2 protein-coding genes are annotated in these 20,565 nt (G+C 74.3%); both read left to right on the forward strand.

Going from position 1 to position 20,565, the window contains the following annotated elements:
• The first annotated feature begins 1 nt into the window (after position 1).
• The gene (locus tag QRY02_RS40785; protein WP_285988055.1) at positions 2 to 15,199 is read left to right on the forward strand and encodes a type I polyketide synthase; all 15,198 of its coding nucleotides are present in this window, start codon (positions 2 to 4) and stop codon (positions 15,197 to 15,199) included.
• A gap of 9 nt (positions 15,200 to 15,208) precedes the next feature.
• Positions 15,209 to 20,494 carry a type I polyketide synthase gene (locus tag QRY02_RS40790; RefSeq protein ID WP_285988056.1) on the forward strand — a complete coding sequence of 1,762 codons (5,286 nt, stop codon included), beginning with the start codon at positions 15,209 to 15,211 and terminating at the stop codon, positions 20,492 to 20,494.
• Positions 20,495 to 20,565: the final 71 nt, after the last annotated feature.

Consider the following 20,565-nt stretch of genomic DNA (forward strand, 5'->3'; position numbering starts at 1 on the left):
CATGTCCGCGCCGAACGAGCAGATCGTTGACGCACTGCGCGCTTCGCTGAAGGAGAACGTCCGGCTTCAGCAGGAGAACAGCGCGCTCGCCGCGGCCGCCGCGGAGCCCGTCGCGATCGTCTCCATGGCCTGCCGCTACGCGGGCGGGATCCGCGGCCCGGAGGACTTCTGGCGGGTGGTGTCGGAAGGCGCCGACGTCTACACCGGCTTCCCGGAGGACCGTGGCTGGGACGTCGAAGGCCTCTACCACCCGGACCCCGACAACCCCGGCACGACGTACGTGCGGGAGGGCGCTTTCCTGCAGGACGCGGCCCAGTTCGACGCCGGGTTCTTCGGCATCTCGCCGCGCGAGGCGCTGGCCATGGACCCCCAGCAGCGGCAGCTCCTGGAGGTGTCCTGGGAAACCCTCGAGCGGGCCGGCATCGACCCGCATTCGGTGCGGGGCAGCGACATCGGCGTCTACGCCGGGGTCGTGCACCAGGACTACGCCCCCGACCTCAGCGGGTTCGAGGGGTTCATGAGCCTGGAGCGGGCCCTGGGCACCGCGGGTGGCGTCGCCTCCGGCCGCGTCGCCTACACGCTCGGGCTCGAAGGCCCCGCCGTCACGGTCGACACCATGTGCTCCTCCTCGCTCGTGGCGATCCACCTGGCCGCACAGGCACTTCGGCGCGGTGAGTGCTCGATGGCGCTCGCGGGCGGCTCGACCGTGATGGCCACGCCGGGCGGGTTCGTCGGCTTCGCGCGGCAGCGGGCGCTGGCCTTCGACGGACGCTGCAAGTCCTACGCCGCGGCCGCCGACGGCTCCGGCTGGGCCGAGGGTGTCGGGGTGCTGCTGCTGGAGCGGCTGTCGGTGGCGCGCGAGCGCGGGCACCAGGTGCTGGCCGTCATCCGCGGCAGCGCGGTCAACCAGGACGGCGCGTCGAACGGCCTGACCGCACCCAACGGCCCGGCGCAGCAGCGGGTCATCCGCAAGGCACTGGCCGGCGCCGGGCTGTCACCGTCCGATGTGGACACGGTGGAGGGGCACGGCACCGGCACGGTCCTCGGCGACCCGATCGAGGTGCAGGCGCTGCTGGCCACCTACGGGCAGGGGCGCGACCCGCAGCGGCCGCTGTGGCTGGGCTCGGTCAAGTCCGTCGTCGGCCACACGCAGGCGGCGTCCGGCGTGGCCGGCGTGATCAAGATGGTGCAGTCGCTGCGGCACGGGCAGCTCCCGGCGACTCAGCACGTCGACGCGCCCACGCCGCAGGTGGACTGGTCGGCCGGGGCGATCGAGCTGCTGACCGAGAGCCGGGAGTGGCCGCGCAACGGCCACCCGCGCCGGGGCGGCATCTCGTCGTTCGGCGCCAGCGGCACGAACGCGCACATGATCCTCGAAGAAGCGCCCGAGGACGAGCCGGTGACCGAAGAGCCGACGCCCGCGGGTGTGGTCCCGCTGGTGGTGTCGGCGGCGACCGCCGCTTCGCTGGCGGCCCAGGCCGGTCGGCTGGCCGAGGTCGGCGACGTCTCCCTGGCGGATGTCGCCGGGACGCTGGTGTCCGGCCGCGCGATGCTCAGCGAGCGCGCTGTCGTGGTGGCCGGTTCCCCCGAAGAAGCTGTGACCGGGCTGCAGGCACTGGCCCGCGGAGAAAGCGCCCCCGGCCTGCTCACCGGCCGCGGCTCGGGTGCGCCGGGCAAGGTCGTGTGGGTGTTCCCGGGGCAGGGGACGCAGTGGGCCGGCATGGGCCGGGAGCTCCTGGACGCCTCTCCGGTGTTCGCCGCGCGGATCGCCGAGTGCGAGACCGCGCTCGGGCGGTGGGTCGACTGGTCGCTGACCGACGTGCTGCGCGGCGACGCCGACCTCCTGGACCGGGTCGACGTGGTGCAGCCGGCGAGCTTCGCCGTGATGGTCGGGCTCGCCGCGGTCTGGGCTTCGCTGGGCGTCGAACCCGAGGCCGTGGTGGGCCACTCGCAGGGCGAGATCGCGGCCGCGTGCGTGTCCGGGGCGCTGACCCTGGAGGACGCGGCGAAGGTGGTCGCGTTGCGCAGCCAGGCGATCGCCGCCTCACTGGCCGGTCGCGGCGGCATGGCCTCGGTCGCGTTGAGCGAAGAGGACGCGGCCGCGCGGCTCGAGCCGTGGGCGAGCCGGGTGGAGGTCGCGGCCGTCAACGGGCCGACGTCCGTGGTGATCGCCGGGGACGCCGAGGCGCTGGACGAAGCCCTCGACGCGCTCGACGACCAGGGCGTCCGGATCCGGCGGGTGGCGGTGGACTACGCCTCCCACACCCGGCACGTCGAAGCCGCGCGCGACGCACTGGCCGAGATGCTGGGCGGGATCCGTGCGCAGGCCCCGGAAGTGCCGTTCTACTCGACCGTCACCGGCGGCTGGGTCGAAGACGCCGGCGTGCTCGACGGCGGTTACTGGTACCGCAACCTGCGTCGTCAGGTGCGGTTCGGCCCGGCCGTGGCCGACCTGGTCGAGCAGGGGCACCGGGTGTTCGTGGAGGTCAGCGCGCACCCGGTGCTGGTCCAGCCGATCAACGAGCTCGTCGACGACACCGAAGCCGTGGTGACGGGAACGCTGCGGCGCGAGGAGGGTGGCCTCCGGCGCTTGCTGACCTCGGCGGCCGAGCTCTTCGTGCGCGGCGTGACCGTGGACTGGTCCCGCGTGCTGCCGCCGTCCCGCCGGGCCGAGCTGCCGACGTACGCCTTCGACCACCAGCACTACTGGCTGCGGATGGGCGGGTCGGCGACCGACGCGGTGTCGCTGGGCCTGGCCGGCGCCGAGCACCCGCTGCTCGGCGCGGTCGTCCCGCTGCCGCAGTCCGACGGGCTGGTCTTCACCTCGCGGCTGTCGCTGAAGTCGCACCCGTGGCTGGCCGGGCACGCGATCGGCGGGGTCGTGCTCATCCCCGGCACGGTGTACGTCGACCTCGCGCTGCGCGCCGGTGACGAGCTCGGCTTCGGCGTCCTGGAAGAGCTCGTGATCGAGGCGCCGCTGGTGCTCGGCGAGCGTGGCGGCGTCCGCGTGCAGGTCGCGGTGAGCGGGCCGAACGAAACCGGTTCGCGCGCGGTGGACGTCTTCTCCCTGCGGGAAGACGGTGACGAATGGACCCGGCACGCGACCGGTCTCCTCGGAGCGTCGACGTCCCGGGAACCGAGCCGTTTCGACTTCGCCGCCTGGCCGCCCGCCGGGGCGCAGCCGATCGACGTCGAGAACTTCTACGCCGACCTGACCGAGCGCGGGTACGCCTACAGCGGCGCGTTCCAGGGCATGCGGGCGGTGTGGCGGCGCGGTAGTGGGGACAACACCGAGGTGTTCGCCGAGGTCGCGCTGCCCGACGACCACCGCGAGGACGCCGGGAAGTTCGGCCTCCACCCGGCGTTGCTGGACGCCGCCCTGCACACGAACGCCTTCGCCAACCCGGACGACGACCGCAACGTGCTGCCGTTCGCGTGGAACGGCCTGGTCCTGCACGCCGTCGGTGCGTCCGCGCTGCGGGTGCGGGTCGCGCCGGGCGGTCCGGACGCGCTGACGTTCCAGGCCGCCGACGAGACCGGTGGCCTGGTCGTCACCATGGATTCGCTGGTGTCCCGCGAGGTGTCGGCCGCGCAGCTGGAGACGGCGGCGGGCGAAGAGCGCGACTCGCTGTTCCAGGTGGACTGGGTCGAGCTGCCCCGAGCCGAAGACGCGCTCACGGACCACGTCGAGGTGCTCGAAGCCGTCGGCGGGGAGCCCCTGGACCTGACCAGCCGGGTGCTGGAAGCCGTGCAGTTGTGGCTCGCCGACGCGGCCGACGACGCCCGGCTGGTCGTGGTGACCCGCGGCGCCGTGCGCGAGGTGACCGACCCGGCCGGTGCCGCGGTGTGGGGTTTGGTGCGGGCCGCGCAGGCGGAAAACCCCGGCCGGATCATCCTCGTGGACACCGACGGGGACGTTCCGCTGGCTGCCGTGCTGGGCAGCGGGGAACCCCAGATCGCCGTGCGCGACAACAGTTTCTCCGTCCCGCGGCTGTCTCGAGCCACTGGTGAAGTGCCCGAGGCGCCCGCCGTGTTCAGTCCGGAAGGGACGGTCCTGCTCACCGGCGGCACCGGCTCGCTGGGCGGCCTCGTGGCCCGGCACCTGGTCGCCCGCCACGGCGTCCGGCGCCTGGTGCTCGCGAGTCGTCGAGGGGTGGCTGCCGAAGACCTCGTCACGGAGCTGACCGGGCAGGGTGCGTCGGTGTCCGTGGTGGCTTGCGACGTCTCCGACCGGGACCAGGTGGCCGCGCTGCTGGCCGAGCACCGCCCGACCGGCGTCGTGCACCTGGCGGGCCTGCTGGACGACGGTGTCATCGGGGCCTTGAACCGGGAGCGGCTGGCCGGGGTGTTCGCCCCGAAGGTCGATGCTGTTCAGCACCTCGACGAGCTGACCCGCGACCTCGAACTCGACGCGTTCGTCGTGTTCTCGTCCGCGGCCGCGCTGATGGGCTCGGCCGGACAGGGCAACTACGCGGCGGCCAACGCCTTCCTCGACGGCCTGATGGCCGGGCGCCGCGCGGCGGGCCTGCCCGGCGTGTCCCTGGCGTGGGGCCTGTGGGAGCAGGCCGACGGCCTGACCGCGCACCTCAGCGCCACCGACCAGGCCCGGATGAGCCGCGGCGGCGTGCTGGCCATGACACCCGCCGAAGCTCTCGACAGCTTCGACATCGGCCTGCAGGCCGAGCAGGCCCTGCTGGTCCCGATCAAGCTCGACCTGCGGACCCTGCGCAGCCAGGCCACCGCCGGCGGGGAGGTGCCGCACCTGCTGCGCGGCCTGGTCCGCGCGAGCCGTCGCGTGGCACGCACGACCGCGGCGAGCGGCGGTGGCGGCCTGGTCCACAAGCTCGCCGGGCGGCCCGCCGAGGAGCAGGAAGCGGTGCTGCTGGGCATCGTCCAGGCCGAGGCGGCCGCGGTGCTCGGCTTCAACGCCCCCGAGCTGGCCCAGGGCACCCGCGGGTTCAGCGACCTCGGCTTCGACTCGCTGACCGCGGTCGAGCTGCGGAACCGGCTGAGCGCGGCGACGGGTGTCAAGCTGCCCGCCACGCTCGTCTTCGACTACCCGACGCCGGTGGCGCTCGCCCGTCACCTGCGCGAGGAACTCGGCGAAACGGTGGCCGGAGCGCCCGCCGCGCCGGTGGCGGCCGTCGCGGACGCGGGCGAGCCGATCGCCATCGTCGGCATGGCCTGCCGGCTCCCGGGCGGCGTCATGAGCCCCGACGACCTGTGGCGGATGGTCGCCGAGGGCCGCGACGGTATGTCGGCCTTCCCCGAGGACCGCGGCTGGGACCTGGACGGCCTGTTCGACTCCGACCCGGAACGCCCGGGCACCGCGTACATCCGCCAAGGCGGCTTCCTGCACGAGGCCGCGCTGTTCGACCCGGGCTTCTTCGGGATCTCGCCGCGCGAAGCCCTGGCCATGGACCCGCAGCAGCGCCTGCTGCTCGAAGCGTCCTGGGAAGCCCTGGAGCGCGCAGGCATCGACCCGACGAAGGCCCGCGGCGACGCCGTCGGCGTCTTCTCCGGCGTCTCCATCCACGACTACCTCGAGTCCCTGAGCAACATGCCCGCCGAACTCGAAGGCTTCGTCACCACGGCCACCGCGGGCAGCGTGGCCTCGGGCCGGGTGTCCTACACCTTCGGGTTCGAAGGCCCGGCGGTCACGGTGGACACGGCGTGCTCGTCGTCGCTGGTCGCGATTCACCTGGCCGCGCAGGCACTTCGGCAGGGTGAGTGCACGATGGCCCTGGCCGGTGGCGTCGCCGTGATGGGCTCGCCGATCGGCGTCATCGGCATGTCGCGGCAGCGCGGCATGGCCGAGGACGGCCGGGTCAAGGCGTTCGCGGACGGCGCGGACGGCACCGTCCTGTCCGAGGGCGTCGGCATCGTCGTCCTCGAACGGCTCTCGGTGGCCCGCGAACGCGGGCACCGGGTCCTCGCCGTGCTGCGCGGCAGCGCGGTCAACCAGGACGGCGCTTCGAACGGCCTGACCGCGCCGAACGGGCCTTCGCAGCAGCGGGTGATCCGCAGCGCGCTGGCCGGCGCCGGCCTGCAGCCGTCCGAAGTGGACGTCGTCGAGGCGCACGGCACCGGGACCGCGCTGGGCGACCCGATCGAGGCCCAGGCGCTGCTGGCCACCTACGGCAAGAACCGCGACCCGGAAAAGCCGCTGTGGCTCGGTTCGCTGAAGTCGAACGTCGGTCACACCCAGGCGGCCGCGGGCGCGGCGGCCGTCATCAAGATGGTCCAGGCGCTGCGGCACGACGCCCTGCCGCCGACCCTCCACGTGCAGGAACCCACCAAGCAGGTGGACTGGTCCGCGGGCGCGGTCGAGCTGCTGACCGAGGGCCGCGAGTGGGCGCGCAACGGCCACCCGCGCCGCGCCGGCGTCTCGTCGTTCGGCATCAGCGGCACCAACGCGCACCTGATCCTCGAAGAGGCGCCCGCCGAGGAGACTTCCGAGGCGGACGTGCCCGACGGCGTGGTGCCCGTGGTGGTGTCCGCGCGCAGCAACGGTTCCCTGGCGGGCCAGGCCGGACGGCTGGCGGCGTTCCTCGACGAGGACGTCTCGCTGACCCGCGTGGCGGGTGCCCTGCTGTCGACCCGGGCGACCCTGACCGACCGGGCCGTCGTCGTGGCGGGCTCGGCCGAGGAGGCCCGGGACGGGCTGACGGCGCTGGCGCGCGGCGAAAGCGCGACCGGCTTGGTGACCGGCAGCGCGGGGATGCCCGGCAAGGTCGTCTGGGTGTTCCCCGGCCAGGGGACGCAGTGGGCGGGCATGGGCCGGGAGCTCCTGGACGCGTCCCCGGTGTTCGCCGAGCGGATCGGAGAATGCGCGGCCGCGCTGGAGCCGTGGATCGACTGGTCGCTGCTGGACGTCCTGCGCGGCGAGACCGACCTGCTCGACCGGGTCGACGTGCTTCAGCCCGCGAGTTTCGCCGTGATGGTCGGGCTCGCGGCTGTGTGGGCCTCGGTGGGCGTCGTGCCCGACGCGGTGCTGGGCCACTCCCAGGGCGAGATCGCCGCGGCCTGCGTGTCGGGTGCACTGTCCCTCGAGGACGCGGCGAAGGTGGTCGCGCTGCGCAGCCAGGCGATCGCGGCGGAGCTGTCCGGTCGTGGCGGCATGGCGTCGGTCCAGCTCGGCCACGACGAGGTGGCCGCCCGGCTCGCGCCGTGGGACGGCCGTGTCGAGATCGCCGCGGTCAACGGCCCGTCCTCGGTCGTGATCGCGGGCGACGCCGAAGCTTTGACGGAGGCCGTGGAAGCACTCGAAGCACGGCGGGTGGCGGTGGACTACGCGTCTCACACCCGGCATGTCGAGGACATCCAGGACACCCTCGCCGAGACTCTGACCGGGATCACCGCGCAGGCGCCGATGGTGCCCTTCTACTCCACGGTCACCGGCGAGTGGATCACCGATTCCGGGGTCGTCGACGGCGGCTACTGGTACCGGAACCTGCGCAACCAGGTCGGCTTCGGCCCGGCCGTGGCCGAGCTGCTGACTCAGGGCCACGGGGTGTTCGTCGAGGTCAGCGCGCACCCGGTGCTGGTCCAGCCGATCGCCGACGTCGTGGATGGCACCGAGGTCGACGCGGTGGTCACCGGGACGCTCCGGCGGCAGGACGGCGGCCCGCGGCGGCTGCTGACGTCGATGGCTGAGCTGTTCGTCCGTGGTGTCCCGGTCGACTGGGCCACGATGGCGCCGCCCGCGCGCGTCGAGCTGCCGACCTACGCCTTCGACCACCAGCACTTCTGGCTCAGCCCGCCCGCCGCGGCCGACGCGCCCGCGCTCGGGCTGGCCGGCGCCGATCACCCGCTGCTGGGTGCGGTCCTGCCGCTCCCGCAGTCCGACGGGCTCGTGTTCACCGCGCGGCTGTCGGTGCGGTCGCACCCGTGGCTGGCCGACGGCGTCCCGAGCGCCGCGCTGGTCGAGCTGGCCGTGCGGGCCGGTGACGAAGCCGGGTGCCCGGTCGTCGACGACCTGACCGTCGAGACGCCCCTGGTGCTGCCGGAGAGCGGCGGCTTGCGCGTGCAGGTCACGCTGAGCGGACCCGGCGAGCGCACGGTCGAGGTGTATTCGCAGCGCGAAGGCGACGAGGACTGGACCCGGAACGCCACCGGGCACCTGTCGGCGACCGCTCCGGCGCACGAGCCGTTCGACTTCACCGTCTGGCCGCCGGCCGGCGCACAGCAGGTCGACGGCTTCTGGCGGCGCGGAGAGGAGATCTTCGCCGAGGTCACCCTGCCGGAGGGACAGGACGCCGGCGCGTTCGGCATCCACCCGACGCTGCTGGACGCGGCCTTGCGTCCGGTCCTCGCGGCCGGCGAGCAGCCGGCGGAGTGGCACGGACTGGTCCTGCACGCCGCGGGCGCCTCGGCGCTGCGGGTCCGGCTGGTGCCCGGTGAGTCAGGTGTGGCCCTCCAGGCGGCGGACGAGACCGGCGGCCTGGTGGTCGCGGCGGATTCGGTGGTGGGCCGGGAACTCTCGGCCGGGAAGACTCGCGCCGGATCGCTGTACCGGGTCGACTGGACCGAACTGTCCATTGCGGACAGTGTCGCGCCGTCGGGCCAGGTGGAGGTGCTCGAAGCCTTCGGCGAGGAGCCCCTGGAACTGACTGCTCGCGTCCTGGAAGCCGTGCAGCGGTTCCTCGCCGACGCGGCCGACGACGCCCGGCTGGTCGTGGTGACCCGCGGTGCGGTGCCCGCCGGTGACGGTGCGTTGACCGACCCCGCCGGTGCGGCCGTGTGGGGCCTGGTCCGGGCCGCGCAGGCGGAGAACCCGGACCGCATCTTCCTGATCGACACCGACAGCGAGATCCCGATCTTGGCGAGTGACGAGCCGCAGATCGCGGTGCGCGGCGGGAAGTTCTTCGTGCCCCGCCTCGCCCGCGCGGAGCAGGGCGGGGAGCCGGTGTTCCGCCCGGACGGGACGGTCCTGATCTCGGGCGCCGGTGCGCTCGGCGGCCTGGTGGCCCGGCGCCTGGTGGAGCGCCACGGCGTGCGGAAGCTGGTGCTGGCGAGTCGTCGGGGGCCGGCCGCCGATGGCGTGGCCGACCTGGTCGACGAGCTGGACGCGGAAGTGTCCGTGGTGGCGTGTGACGTCTCCGATCGCGCCCAGGTGGCCGCTCTGCTCGACGAGCACCGGCCCACCGCCGTGGTGCACACCGCCGGTGTCCTCGACGCGGGCGTCATCGAAACGCTCGACCGCGAGCGGCTGGCCGGGGTGTTCGCGCCCAAAGTCACGGCCACCACCCACCTCGACGAACTCACCCGCGACCGGGACCTCGACGCTTTTGTCGTCTACTCCTCGGTTTCCGCCGTGTTCATGGGCGCGGGCAGCGGCAGTTACGCGGCCGCGAACGCGTTCCTGGACGGCCTGATGGCCCACCGCCGGGCGGCCGGGCTGCCGGGCCTGTCGCTGGCGTGGGGCCTGTGGGACCAGAGCACCGGCATGGCGGCCAACACCGACGAGGCCACCCGCACCCGGATGAGCCGGCGCGGGGGCCTGCAGATCATGACGCAGGACGAGGGCATGGACCTGTTCGACGCCGCCCTCGGCTCGAGCGAGTCGCTGCTGGTGCCCGCGAAGCTGGACCTCCGCGCGGGCGGGGCCGTGCCGCACCTGCTGCGCGGCCTGGTCAAGACCGGGCGGCAGCAGGCGCGTACGGCGTCCACTGCGGACAGCGGATTGGCCGGACGGCTGGCCGGGCTCGCCCCGGCCGACCAGCTGACGCTGCTGCTGGACCTCGTCCGGGCGCAGGTGGCGGCCGTGCTCGGGCACGCCGACGCGAGTGCCGTCCGCGTCGACACGGCGTTCAAGGACGCCGGTTTCGACTCGCTGACCGCGGTCGAGCTGCGCAACCGGATGCGGACCGCCACCGGCCTGAAGCTGCCCGCGACGCTGGTCTTCGACTACCCGAACCCCCAGGCCCTCGCCCGCCACCTGCGTGACGAACTCGGTGGCGCGGCGGAGACGCCGGTGGCCGCGGCGGCCGCGAAAGCCGACCTCGACGAGCCGATCGCCATCGTCGGGATGGCGTGCCGCCTGCCGGGCGGGGTCGCCGGGCCCGAGGACCTCTGGCGGCTGGTCGCCGAAGGCCGGGACGCGGTGTCGAGCTTCCCCACCGACCGCGGCTGGGACACCGACAGCCTGTACGACCCCGACCCGGCCCGTCCGGGCAAGACCTACACCCGGCATGGCGGGTTCCTGCACGAAGCGGGGCTCTTCGACGCGGGCTTCTTCGGGATCTCGCCGCGCGAGGCCGTGGCCATGGACCCCCAGCAGCGGCTGCTGCTGGAGGCCTCGTGGGAGGCCATGGAAGATGCCGGGCTCGACCCGCTTTCGCTGAAGGGCAACGACGTCGGCGTGTTCACCGGCATGTTCGGCCAGGGTTATGTCGCGCCGGGGGACAGCGTCGTCACGCCGGAGCTGGAGGGTTTCGCGGGCACGGGCGGGTCGTCGAGCGTGGCCTCCGGCCGGGTGTCGTACGTGTTCGGGTTCGAAGGCCCGGCGGTGACGATCGACTCGGCGTGCTCGTCCTCGCTGGTCGCGATGCACCTCGCCGCGCAGTCGCTGCGGCAGGGCGAGTGCTCGATGGCCTTGGCCGGTGGCGCGACGGTGATGGCGAACCCCGGCGCGTTCGTGGAGTTCTCCCGCCAGCGGGGCCTCGCCGTCGACGGGCGCTGCAAGGCGTTCGCCGCCGCGGCCGACGGCACCGGCTGGGCCGAGGGCGTCGGCGTGGTCATCCTCGAGCGGCTGTCGGTGGCGCGGGAACGCGGGCACCGGATCCTGGCCGTGCTCAGCGGCAGCGCGGTCAACCAGGACGGCGCGTCCAACGGCCTGACCGCGCCGAACGGGCCCTCGCAGCAGCGGGTGATCCGCCGGGCGCTGGTGAGCGCCGGGCTGACCCCGTCCGATGTGGACGTCGTCGAGGCGCACGGGACCGGGACGACCCTGGGTGACCCGATCGAAGCGCAGGCCCTGCTGGCCACGTACGGCAAGGATCGCGAGACGCCGTTGTGGCTCGGGTCGCTGAAGTCGAACATCGGGCACGCGCAGGCGGCCGCGGGCGTCGCGGGCGTGATCAAGATGGTCCAGGCGCTGCGGCACGAAGTGCTGCCGCCGACGCTGCACGTCGACAAGCCGACTCCCGAGGTGGACTGGTCCGCCGGTGCGGTCGAACTGCTGACGGAAGCCCGCGAGTGGCCGCGCACCGGCCGCCCGCGCCGGGCCGGGGTGTCCGCGTTCGGCGTCAGCGGCACGAACGCGCACCTGATCCTGGAAGAGGCCCCCGCCGAAGAACCGGTGCCCACACCCGAGGTTCCGGTGGTGCCGGTCGTCGTTTCCGCGCGGAGCACGACTTCCCTGGCCGCTCAGGCCGGCCGGCTCGCCGGGTTCGCGGGGGGTGACGTACCCCTGGCGGGCGTGGCCCGGGCGCTGGTGACGAACCGGGCCGCGCTGAGCGAACGCGCGGTCGTCGTCGCGGGCTCCCGCGAAGAAGCCGTGACGGGCCTGGAGGCGCTGGCCCGCGGCGAAGGTTCGGCTGCCGTGATCACCGGGCGGGCGGGCTCGCCGGGCAAGCTCGTCTGGGTGTTCCCCGGCCAGGGCTCGCAGTGGGTGGGCATGGGCCGGGAACTCCTGGACTCCTCGCCGGTCTTCGCCGAGCGGGTCGCCGAGTGCGCGGCCGCGCTGGAGCCGTGGATCGACTGGTCGCTGCTCGATGTGCTGCGCGGCGAGTCCGATCTGCTGGATCGCGTGGACGTCGTGCAGCCCGCGAGCTTCGCGATGATGGTCGGCCTGGCCGCGGTGTGGCAATCGGCAGGTGTCCGCCCGGATGCCGTCGTCGGCCACTCGCAGGGCGAGATCGCCGCCGCCTGCGTGTCGGGGGCGTTGTCGCTGCCGGACGCGGCGAAGGTGGTCGCGTTGCGCAGCCAGGCGATCGCCACCCGGCTGGCCGGCCGCGGTGGCATGGCCTCGGTCGCGTTGAGCGATGAAGACGCGACCGCGTGGCTGGCGCCGTGGGCCGACCGGGTCCAGGTCGCCGCGGTCAACAGCCCCACCTCCGTGGTGATCGCCGGGGCGGCCGACGCCCTCGACGAGGCCCTCGAAGCGTTGTCCGGTCAGGAAATCCGCGTCCGGCGGGTGGCCGTGGACTACGGATCCCACACCAACCAGGTCGAAGCCATCGAGGACCTGCTGGCCGAAACCTTGGCCGGAATCGAAGCCCAGGCCCCGGCGGTGCCGTTCTTCTCGACGCTGACCGGTGACTGGATCACCGACGCCGGGGTCGTGGACGGCGGCTACTGGTACCGGAACCTGCGCAACCAGGTCGGGTTCGGCCCGGCGGTGGCGGCACTCGTTCGCCAGGGCCACGGCGTGTTCGTCGAGGTCAGCGCGCACCCGGTGCTGGTCCAGCCGCTCGGTGAACTCAGCGACGACGCGGTGGTGACCGGGTCGCTCCGACGCGACGACGGTGGCCTCCGCCGCCTGCTGACGTCGATGGCCGAGCTGTTCGTGCGGGGTGTCCCGCTCGACTGGACCGCGGTCCTGCCGCGGACGGCCCGGGTCGACCTGCCCAAGTACGCCTTCGACCACCGGCACTACTGGCTCCGGCCCGCCGAGTCCGCGACCGACGCGGCCTCGCTGGGCCAGGCGGCGGCCGACCACCCGCTGCTGGGCGCGGTCGTCGAGCTGCCGCAGTCCGACGGCCTGGTGTTCACCTCGCGGCTGTCGGTGCGGACACACCCGTGGCTCGCCGACCACGCGGTCGGCGGCGTGGTGATCCTCCCCGGCTCCGGGCTGGCCGAACTGGCCGTGCGCGCCGGCGACGAAGCCGGGTGCACCGCCCTCGACGAGCTGATCATCGAGGCGCCGCTGGTCGTGCCCGCCCAAGGCGCGGTCCGGGTCCAGGTCGCGCTGAGCGGCCCGGACGAGACCGGCACGCGCGCGGTGGACGTCTATTCCCAGCGCGACGGCGGCACGGGGAGCTGGACGCGGCACGCCACCGGTGTGCTGTCGTCGGCGCCGGGCCAGGCGCCCGAGCTCGACTTCCACGCCTGGCCGCCCGCGGACGCCGAGCGCATCGACGTCGAGACCTTCTACTCCGACCTGGCTGAGCGCGGGTACGGGTACGGGCCGGCGTTCCAGGGGCTGCGGGCGGTGTGGCGCCGCGGCGGTGACGTCTTCGCCGAGGTCGCCTTGCCCGAGGACCTGCGCAAGGACGCGGGCCGGTTCGGCGTCCACCCGGCGCTGCTCGATGCGGCGCTGCAGGCCGCCACGGTCGGCGGCGAGCCCGGAGAGCCGGTGCTCGCGTTCGCCTGGAACGGCCTGGTCCTGCACGCCGCGGGTGCTTCGGCCCTGCGGGTCCGGCTCTCGCCCAGCGGCTCGGACGCGCTTTCCGTGGCAGCCGCCGACGAAACCGGCGACCTGGTCCTCACGATGGCATCGCTCGTCTCCCGGCCGGTTTCGGCCGAGCAGCTGGGCGCGGCGGCCGACACGGGCCACGACGCGATGTTCCGCGTCGACTGGACCGAACTGCCCGCCGTGCCGGGTGCGGAACCGCCGCCGTGGCGGCAGGTGGACACCGCCGACGACGTCGTAGCCCTGGCGGAGAAGGCGGACGTGCCACCGGTGGTGGTCTGGGAAGCCGCCGGTGCGGACGCCTTGGCCGTCACCACCCGGGCCCTGGAAGTCGTGCAGGCGTGGCTGGCCGCGCCCGCGCTCGAGGAATCCCGGCTGGTCGTGACGACCCGCGGCGCGGTGCCCGCGGGCGGCGACCACACCCTGACCGACCCGGCCGCGGCCGCGGTGTGGGGCCTGGTCCGGTCCGCGCAGGCGGAGCACCCGGACCGGATCGTCCTGCTGGACACCGACGGCGAAGTTCCGCTGGGCGCGGTGCCGGCCTCCGGTGAGCCGCAGCTCGCGGTGCGCGGGACGACGGTCTTCGTGCCCCGGCTCGCCCGCGCCACCCGGATCGCGGACGCGCCCGCCGCGTTCGACCCGGACGGGACGGTCCTCGTCTCGGGCGCCGGATCGCTGGGCGCGCTGGTCGCCCGGCACCTGGTGACCCGGCACGGCGTGCGCCGGCTGGTGCTGGCCAGCAGGCAGGGCCTGGCCGCCGAGGGCGCCCAGGACCTGATCACCGAGCTCACCGGCGAAGGCGCGGACGTGTCCTTCGTGGCCTGTGACGTCTCGGATCGCGACCAGGTGGCCGCTCTGCTCGCGGACCTCCCGGAGCTGACCGGGGTGGTGCACACCGCGGGCGTCTTCGAGGACGGCGTGATCGAGGCGCTGACGCCCGATCAGCTGGCGAACGTGTACGCGGCCAAAGTCACCGCCGCGATTCACCTCGACGAGCTGACCCGCGACCGGGACCTCGGCGCGTTCGTCGTGTTCTCGTCCGTCGCCGGGGTGATGGGCGGCGGGGGACAGGGTCCGTACGCGGCGGCCAACGCCTTCCTGGACGCGGCGATGGCGAGTCGCCGGGCCGCGGGCCTGCCGGGCCTGTCCCTGGCCTGGGGCCTCTGGGAACGCAGCAGCGGCATGGCCGCCCACCTCAGCGACGTCGACCACGCGCGGGCGAGCCGCAACGGCGTCCTGGAACTGACCCGGGCCGAGGGCCTGGCGCTGTTCGACCTGGGGCTGCGGATGGCCGACTCCCTGCTGGTGCCGATCAAGCTCGACCTCGCCGCGATGCGGGCGGGCACGGTTCCGGTCCTGTTCCGCGGTCTGGTCCGGCCCAGCCGGACCCAGGCGCGGTCGGCGTCCACTGTGGACCGTGGGCTGGCCGGGCGGCTCGCCGGGCTGCCGGTGGCCGAGCGCGCGGCGGTGCTGGTCGACCTGGTGCGCGGGCAGGTCGCGGTGGTGCTCGGCTACGACGGGCCGGAGGCCGTGCGCCCGGACACGGCGTTCAAGGACACCGGGTTCGACTCGCTGACGTCGGTGGAACTGCGCAACCGGCTGCGTGAGGCGACCGGCCTGAAACTGCCCGCGACGCTGGTGTTCGACTACCCGAATCCCCTTGCGGTGGCCCGTTACCTGGGCGCGCGGCTGGTCCCGGAGAGCAATGGGAACGGGCACGAGGCGGACGACCGGCTGCGGCACGCGCTGGCGTCCATCGCGGCCGAGGACGCGGGCGAGGAGCGGTCGATCGCCGACCTGGGCGTCGACGACCTCGTGCAACTGGCTTTCGGCGACGAGTGATTGGGGCAAGTGGTGAGTGCGTCGTATGAAAAGGTCGTCGAGGCGCTGCGGAAGTCGCTCGAAGAGGTCGGCACGCTGAAGAAGCGGAACCGGCAGCTCGCCGACGCGGCCGGCGAGCCGATCGCCATCGTCGGCATGGCCTGCCGGCTGCCCGGTGGTGTCACCGGGCCCGGTGACCTCTGGCGGCTGGTGGCCGAGGGCGGCGACGCCGTGTCGGGGTTCCCCACCGACCGCGGCTGGGACCTGGACACCCTGTTCGACCCGGACCCCGGCCACGCGGGGACGTCGTACACCGATCGGGGTGGCTTCCTCCACGACGCGGCCCTGTTCGACCCCGGCTTCTTCGGGATTTCGCCGCGCGAGGCCCTGGCCATGGACCCGCAGCAGCGGTTGCTGCTGGAGGCGTCCTGGGAGGCGCTGGAAGGCGTCGGCCTCGACCCGGCCTCGTTGCAGGGCACCGACGTCGGCGTGTTCACCGGCGCGGGCGGGTCGGGCTACGGCGGCGGCCTGACCGGGCCGGAGATGCAGAGCTTCGCGGGCACCGGGCTGGCGTCGAGCGTGGCCTCGGGCCGGGTCTCCTACGTCTTCGGGTTCGAGGGGCCGGCCGTCACGATCGACACGGCGTGCTCGTCGTCGCTGGTGGCGATGCACCTCGCCGCACAGGCCCTGCGTCGAGGGGACTGCTCGATGGCCCTGGCCGGCGGCGCGATGGTGATGTCGGGCCCCGACTCCTTCGTCGTCTTCTCCCGGCAGCGGGGCCTGGCCACCGACGGGCGGTGCAAGGCGTTCGCCTCGGGCGCCGACGGCATGGTGCTGGCCGAGGGCATCAGCGTGCTCGTGCTGGAGCGGCTTTCGGTGGCGCGCGAGCGGGGCCACCGGGTGCTGGCCGTGCTGCGCGGCAGCGCGGTGAACCAGGACGGCGCGTCGAACGGCCTGACCGCTCCGAACGGCCCTTCGCAGCAGCGCGTGATCCGCGCCGCGCTGGCCGACGCCGGCCTCGGACCGTCCGATGTGGACCTCGTCGAGGCGCACGGGACCGGGACGAGCTTGGGCGATCCCATCGAGGCGCAGGCGTTGCTGGCGACCTACGGCCAAGAGCGGGAGACGCCGTTGTGGCTCGGCTCGCTGAAGTCGAACATCGGGCACACGCAGGCGGCCGCGGGCGTGGCGAGCGTGATCAAGGTCGTGCAGGCGCTGCGGCACGGCGTCATGCCGCCGACCCTGCACGTCGACGAGCCCACCTCGCAGGTGGACTGGTCCGAAGGCGCGGTGGAACTGCTGACCGAGAGCCGCGGCTGGCCGCGCGGCGACCGGCCGCGCCGGGCCGGGGTGTCGTCCTTCGGGGTCAGCGGCACGAACGTGCACCTGATCATCGAGGAAGCGCCGGAGGAGCCCGCCGCGCCCGTGCCGGCTCCCGTGGACGTCGTGCCGCTGGTGGTCTCCGCGCGCGGCAAGGGTTCCCTGGCCGGTCAGGCCGAACGGCTGACCGGGGTGGACGTGCCACTGGCGAGCCTCGCCGGCGCGCTGGTGTCCGGGCGCGCGCTGCTCGAGGATCGCGCGGTCGTGGTGGCCGGTTCGGACGAGGAAGCCGCGGCCGGGCTCGGTGCGCTGGCGCGCGGTGAAGCCGCGCCCGGTGTCGTGACCGGGAGCGCGGGCAAACCGGGCAAGGTCGTCTGGGTGTTCCCGGGACAGGGGACGCAGTGGGCCGGCATGGGCCGGGAACTGCTCGACGCGTCCCCGGTGTTCGCCGAGCGGATCAAGGAGTGCGCGGCCGCGCTGGACCAGTGGACCGGCTGGTCGCTGCTGGACGTCCTGCGTGGCGAGGGTGACCTGGAGCGGGTCGAGGTGCTGCAGCCCGCGTGCTTCGCGGTGATGGTGGGGCTGGCCGCGGTGTGGGAGTCGGTGGGTGTCCGGCCGGACGCCGTCGTCGGCCACTCGCAGGGCGAGATCGCCGCGGCCTGCGTGTCCGGGGCGCTCACCCTCGACGACGCCGCGAAGGTGGTTGCCCTGCGCAGCCAGGCGATCGCGGCGCGGCTGTCCGGCCGCGGTGGCATGGCGTCGGTCGCGTTGAGCGAAGCCGAGGCCACCGCGCGGCTGGCCCTGTGGGACGGCCGGATCGAGGTGGCCGCGGTCAACGGCCCCGCCTCGGTGGTGATCGCGGGCGACGCCCAGGCCCTCGACGAGGCCCTGGAGGTGCTGGCCGGGGACGGCGTCCGCGTCCGGCAGGTGGCCGTTGACTACGCCTCCCACACCCGGCACGTCGAGGACATCCGCGACACCCTCGCCGAGACCTTGGCCGGGATCACGGCGCGGGCCCCGGACGTGCCGTTCCACTCCACCGTCACCGGCGACCGGGTGCGGGACGCCGGCGTCCTCGACGGCGGGTACTGGTACCGCAACCTGCGCAACCAGGTCCGGTTCGGCCCGGCGGTGGCCGCGCTGATCGAACAGGGGCACGGGGTGTTCGTCGAGGTCAGTGCGCACCCGGTGCTGGTGCAGCCGATCAGCGAGCTCACCGATGCGGTCGTCACCGGGACGCTCCGGCGCGACGACGGCGGCCTGCGTCGCCTGCTGACTTCGATGGCCGAGCTGTTCGTCCGCGGTGTGCGGGTGGACTGGGCCACGCTGGTGCCGCCCGCGCGCGTGGACCTCCCGACGTACGCCTTCGACCACCAGCACTTCTGGCTCCAGCCGGCCGCGCGGGCGGACGCCGTCTCGCTCGGCCAGGCCGAAGTGGCGCACCCGCTGCTCGGCGCGGTCGTCCGGTTGCCGCAGTCGGACGGCCTGGTCTTCACCTCGCGGTTGTCGCTGCGGACGCACCCGTGGCTGGCCGACCACACCATCGGCGGGGTGGTGCTGTTCCCCGGCACCGGGCTGGTCGAGCTGGCCGTGCGGGCCGGCGACGAAGCCGGTTGCCCGGTGCTGGACGAACTCGTGACCGAGGCGCCGCTGCTCGTGCCCGCGCAGGGCGGGGTGAACGTCCAGGTCACGGTGAGCGGCCCGGACCAGAACGGCGCGCGCACGGTGGACGTCCACTCCCAGCGCGACGACGTGTGGACCCGGCACGCGACCGGCACAGTGTCGGCGACCCCGGCGGGTGGCCCTGGCTTCGACTTCACCGCGTGGCCGCCGCCGGACGGGCAGCGCGTCGAGATCGGCGCCTTCTACGCCGACCTCGCCGAGCGCGGGTACGCGTACGGGCCCTTGTTCCAGGGCGTGCGGGCGGTGTGGCAGCGCGGGGACGAGGTGTTCGCCGAGGTCGCCCTGCCCGGCGACCGGCGGGAGGACGCCGCCCGGTTCGGCCTGCACCCGGCGTTGCTGGACGCGGCCCTGCAGACCGGGACGATCGCCGCGTCCGGCGTGCCCGGCAAGTCCGTGATGCCGTTCTCGTGGAACCGGCTGGCGCTGCACGCCGCCGGGGCCGCGGGCCTCCGGGTCCGCGTCGCGCCCGGCGGGCCGGACGCGCTGACCGTCGAGGCCGCCGACGAGACCGGTGCCCCGGTCCTGACCATGGATTCGCTGATCCTCCGCGAGGTGGCGCTCGACCGGCTGGACACCGCGCGCACCAGCTCGCTGTACCGGGTGGACTGGACCAAACTGCCCACTGTGGACACTGCGGTGCCCGCCGATCGGGCCGAGGTGCTCGAAGCCGTCGGTGCGGAGCCCTTGGAACTGGCCGGCCGGGTGCTGGCCGCCCTGCAGACGTGGCTTTCCGACGCGGCGGAGGAAGCCCGCTTGGTCGTGGTGACCCGGGGTGCGGTGCCCGCCGGCGACGGTGTGGTGCGCGACCCGGCCGGTGCCGCGGTGTGGGGGCTGGTCCGGGCCGCGCAGGCGGAGAACCCGGACCGGTTCGTCCTGCTGGACACCGACGGCGAAGTGCCCTTGGAAGCGGTGCTGGCGACCGGTGAGCCGCAGCTCGCGCTGCGTGGCACGACGTTCTCGGTGCCGCGGCTCGCCCGCGTCACCGAACCGGCGGAAGCCCCGCTGACGTTCCGTCCGGACGGGACGGTCCTGGTCTCCGGCGCCGGGACGCTGGGTGCGCTCGCGGCCCGCGACCTGGTCACCCGGCACGGCGTGCGGCGGCTCGTGCTGGCCAGCCGGCGGGGCCGGGACGCCGAGGGCATCGACGACCTCGTCGCCGAGCTGACCGGGCACGGCGCCGACGTGACGGTCGCCGCCTGCGACGTCTCCGACCGGGACCAGGTGGCCGCGCTGCTGAAGGACCACCCGCTGACCGCGGTGGTGCACACGGCGGGCGTGTTCGACGCCGGTGTCACCGGGGCGCTGACCCGGGAGCGGCTGGCCAAGGTGTTCGCGCCCAAGGTCGACGCGGTCCGCCACCTCGACGAGCTGACCCGCGACCTCGACCTCGACGCGTTCATCGCCTACTCGTCCGCCTCCTCGATCTTCATGGGCGCGGGCAGCGGCGGGTACGCGGCGGCGAACGCCTTCCTCGACGGCCTGATGGCCGCCCGCCGCGCGGCGGGCCGGCCCGGGCTTTCGCTGGCCTGGGGCCCGTGGGAGCAGCTCACCGGCATGGCGGACACCATCGACGACCTCACCCTGGCCCGGATGAGCCGGCGCGAGGGCCGCGGTGGCGTCCGGGCGCTGGGGTCCGCCGAGGGCATGGAGCTGTTCGACGCGGCGCTCGCGGCCGGAGAGGCGCTGCTGGTGCCGATCGAGCTCGACCTGCGCGAGGTGCGGGCCGACGCGGCCGCGGGCGGCACCGTGCCGCACCTGCTGCGCGGGCTGGTCCGGGCGGGCCGGCAGGCGGCGCGGGCGGCGGCCACCGAGGACGGCGGCCTGGAACGCCGGCTGGCCGGGCTCGCCGTGGCCGAACAGGAAGCGCTGCTGCTCGACCTCGTCCGCGGCCAGGTCGCCGTCGTGCTCGGGCACGCCGACAGCTCCGGCGTCCGCGCGGACGCGGCGTTCAAGGACGCCGGGTTCGACTCGCTGACGTCGGTGGAGCTGCGCAACCGGCTGCGCGAGACGACCGGGCTGAAACTGCCCGCGACGCTGGTCTTCGACCACCCGAACCCGCTCGCGCTGGCCCGGCACCTGCGGGCGGAACTCGGCGTCGACGAGGCGTCCCCGACCGACGCGGTGCTGGCCGGGCTCGCCGGGCTGGAGGCGGCCATCGCGGCCGCCGGCGCCCCGGACAGCGACCGGATCACCGCGCGGCTGCGGGAACTGCTCAAGGCCGCCGAGGCGGCCGAGGCGCGGCCGGACCCGTCCGACGATCTCGACACGGCCAGCGACGAGGAGCTGTTCGCCCTCGTCGACGGGCTCGACTGAACCCGCCGTGACATCCGGGGTTTCGGAACCCGGACCCCCGAAAAGCGAGCACACGTGAGACTTCTGGGAGT

It is taken from the genome of Amycolatopsis sp. DG1A-15b, assembly GCF_030285645.1.
GTDB lineage: Bacteria > Actinomycetota > Actinomycetes > Mycobacteriales > Pseudonocardiaceae > Amycolatopsis.

Coding starts and splice junctions, on each gene's coding strand:
- QRY02_RS40785 (WP_285988055.1), top strand. CDS start 2: ATGTCCGCGCCGAACGAGCAGATCGTTGACGCACTGCGCGCTTCGCTG.